The sequence below is a fragment of the Acinetobacter sp. YH18001 genome, assembly GCF_013416975.1.
In the GTDB taxonomy this organism is placed as follows: domain Bacteria; phylum Pseudomonadota; class Gammaproteobacteria; order Pseudomonadales; family Moraxellaceae; genus Acinetobacter; species Acinetobacter pseudolwoffii.
The window spans coordinates 1-2,895 of sequence record NZ_VPEU01000099.1 but is presented as its reverse complement, the minus strand read 5'-3'; the positions used below and the strand labels follow the sequence as shown (position 1 = coordinate 2,895).

The 2,895-nt window shown below is 36.6% G+C and carries 5 protein-coding genes and 2 pseudogenes; 5 read left to right on the top strand and 2 right to left on the bottom strand.

Going from position 1 to position 2,895, the window contains the following annotated elements; genetic code table 11:
• The first annotated feature begins 3 nt into the window (after positions 1–3).
• The 3 genes from repM to FTV48_RS14385 are packed head-to-tail and all read left to right on the top strand — an operon-like array spanning position 4 to position 1,642.
• Complete coding sequence (repM, locus tag FTV48_RS14395; protein ID WP_373683539.1) at positions 4–918, top strand: replication initiation protein RepM; 915 nt, start codon at positions 4–6, stop codon at positions 916–918.
• Complete coding sequence (locus FTV48_RS14390) at positions 911–1,486, top strand: plasmid replication DNA-binding protein (protein WP_180000749.1); 576 nt, start codon at positions 911–913, stop codon at positions 1,484–1,486. The genes repM and FTV48_RS14390 overlap by 8 nt, the downstream gene beginning before the upstream one ends.
• A gap of 12 nt (positions 1,487–1,498) precedes the next feature.
• Positions 1,499–1,642, top strand: coding sequence for a hypothetical protein (locus FTV48_RS14385; RefSeq protein ID WP_001125248.1), 144 nt, complete (start codon positions 1,499–1,501; stop codon positions 1,640–1,642).
• 205 nt (positions 1,643–1,847) lie between these two features.
• Here the strand turns inward: FTV48_RS14385 and FTV48_RS14380 are convergent, their stop codons facing one another.
• Positions 1,848–2,276: a hypothetical protein gene (locus tag FTV48_RS14380; protein WP_000877730.1), complete on the bottom strand. Its 429-nt coding sequence runs from the start codon at positions 2,274–2,276 to the stop codon at positions 1,848–1,850.
• A 158-nt stretch (positions 2,277–2,434) separates the two neighbouring features.
• On the opposite strand from FTV48_RS14380, the gene FTV48_RS14375 reads away from it, so the two are divergent.
• Positions 2,435–2,680 carry a type II toxin-antitoxin system RelB/DinJ family antitoxin gene (locus FTV48_RS14375; protein ID WP_000246755.1) on the top strand — a complete coding sequence of 82 codons (246 nt, stop codon included), beginning with the start codon at positions 2,435–2,437 and terminating at the stop codon, positions 2,678–2,680.
• Positions 2,670–2,780 (top strand): annotated as a pseudogene (locus FTV48_RS14370) (type II toxin-antitoxin system RelE/ParE family toxin); the annotation flags it as partial. The gene FTV48_RS14375 and the pseudogene FTV48_RS14370, both read left to right, overlap by 11 nt.
• Here the strand turns inward: FTV48_RS14370 and FTV48_RS15075 are convergent.
• A pseudogene (locus tag FTV48_RS15075) lies at positions 2,770–2,895 on the bottom strand (glycosyltransferase family 1 protein); the annotation flags it as partial. The pseudogenes FTV48_RS14370 and FTV48_RS15075 overlap by 11 nt on opposite strands.

Below are 2,895 nucleotides of genomic sequence, written 5' to 3'. Positions count from 1 at the left end.
GGGATTGCTTATGTGAAAGGTGGGGTTTTTCTGGATGATGATCGAACGATAGGGGGACAAGTAGGCTTTCGTTATCCTGCACATCTGACCGGCAAGGATAAAAATGGGTATTATGTCGGAGGCTATGTCAATCAATTTGGTGTACATCGCAATACTGCCTATCAAGCATTAAAAGATGCCTGTAATGATTTATTTGCTAGACAATTTAGTTATCAAAAAATAAATGAAAGAGGGAATATTGAGAACTATAGATCCCGTTGGGTTAGTGAAATTGGATATGTAGATAATGAAGCAGTGGTTAAGCTTATCTTTGCCCCCGCCATAGTCCCATTAATTACACGTTTAGAAGAGCATTTTACTAAATACGAATTACAGCAAGTTAGTAATCTCAGTAGTGCTTATGCTGTCCGCTTATATGAACTATTAATTGCTTGGAGAAGTACCGGTTCTACTCCAGTTATAGAGCTAAGTGATTTCCGTCAAAGAATTGGTGTACTCGATACAGAGTACAAGCGTATGGAGCGCTTTAAAACTAGTGTACTTGAGCTTGCTATTAAACAAATAAATGAGCATACGGATATAACTGTAAAATATGAACAGCATAAAAAAGGTCGATCAATTTCAGGTTTTTCTTTTACGTTTAAACAGAAGAAAAAGGATAATCCATCAATAGAAAGAGATCCGAATACCTTAGACCTTTTTTCAAAGATGACCGATGCTCAACGGCATATGTTTGCAAACAAACTTTCAGAACTCCCTGAAATGGGTCGCTATTCACAAGGAACTGAAAGCTATCCTCAATTTGCTGTTCGTATTGCTGAGATGCTACAAGACTCTGAAAAAATCAAAGAACTAGCCCCATACCTAAAAAAAGTGGGATACATGCCATCAAATAAAAAGGACACAGTAAATGGCTAAGTTATCGCTAAGTGAAGTATCTAAAAAATTTCATATTGATAGGTCAACCATTTACAGAGCTGTACGTAATGGGCGTTTATCACGCTCTAGTGATGGTCAATTTGACCTTTCGGAAGTGATTAGATGTTTTGGGGAGCCTGAGCAAACATCTCAACGAATTGAATCTTCTACATCAGATAGCGATGAATCTACAAAAAAACTCATTATTCATTTAGAAAATGAAGTTAAAAAATACCAAGAACGTGAAGAGCGTTTAATGCAGCAAATCGACCGTATGCAGACGCTTATTGAGTTAAAAACTGTTGCACCCGCCACGGCAGCGCCACAACAAGATGCTACGGCATGCGACACAGATATGCCACAGCATGCGACAACACAACAAGACAATGATAATAAAAAGAATAATGAATTAAATATTGTAGAAAATGTGGCAGTGCCACAGCAAGAAACTACAGCATACCACACGCAAACGCTACAGCATGCCACGTTGCAAAATGTGGCAGTGCCACAACCTAAAAAACGTGGCTTATTTGGCCGTGTGCTGAATGCTGTTTTTGATAGTGACTAAGGGAGAGAGATCATGCCGAAACTGAAAGACATTGCCCTGGGAATTATTGTGGCCCCGCTGCTGATCCCGATCATGCTGATTGCATCGTACCAGGATAAAAAGGCACTCAAAAAAGAGCTGAATGAACGCCAAAAAGAAAAAGACCAGGCATCCTGATTATTCAATTAACCTAAACAAAGTCGTGAAACATTGCTCACTTATTAAGCGTGGAACGTGAAAAATCATAAAAAAAGCCCGAACAGGGATGTTCGGGCTATCAACTAGAAACTACAGCATTGATTTCTATAGAGAATTATAACGCATTTCGTATAAGGTGTATTATGTTAATTTTAGGGAAATTTAAGAATCTCTATGCAATGGTTTATTCAATATTCTTTGATTTCTTATCTTTTAGGTTAATCAGAAATAGCCAATAACATAAGCCAGGAAATAGAGCCATAAAGATAGTCCATGTATCTGTATACATCTTCCACCACTCTTTCGAAATTTCTCCTGTGTGACTCCATCCAAAAAGAATAAAAAATGGAGTAGCAATAATTATAGAGGCAATACAGATAGTTAATAAATTAAGACTGTTATAACGATTTAAAAGAATTGAGAATATGAAGCTGAAAGGTACAGTCAAAATACAATAAGCCAAGTAGACAAGACCGTGCCCTACAAGAACCACTAAAATCGAGTATAGGCTGTATTCCTGATTCATTACGATAAACAGGACTGCTGTGAAAAAAAGTAGTGGTAAAGGAGAAAGTAAGAGAGCTTTTACTATTTTTTCATTTGAGTATTTCACTAATTTAATTCTCTTATCTACTCAATAAATAATAATACTATAACGATTTTATTGGAGGTTTTTTGATTCTATTTAACATAATGGCTGTTATGCAAAGTCGACTTGTAATGCAATTTGCATTACACTGTTCCTAGTACATTAAATACTTGGGAAATATGATGGCTACTGTTAACTTCAGGATCGATGAAGCCCTTAAAGAAAAATCTTATTCAATCCTTAAAGAGCAAGGTATTGCACCTACGGATTTCTTCACTAGTATTCTTGAGTATGTTGCTACGACTGGGAAACTGCCTGTCAAAAAAGCTTTGCTTTCGGAAGAAGATGAAGAATTATTAGCTCTTGTCCGTAAGCGCATTAATGATCCTAAAGAGATGTTTGAGGAAGTCACATTAGATGACTTATAAGCTTTTACGTCACAAGGACTTTACAGCAGAATGGGAAAAACTCCCTGTTGCTATACGAGATCAATTTAAAAAGAAACTAGCCAAAGTCATAGATCAGCCAATGGATTTAACCCTCCACGACTAAGTTGATAGGTTACAAGAGTAACTCCTAAATTTTCTATTTTATCCAACCAGTCATTGCTATATTCAGACACGAAAGCATAAACATCATAATT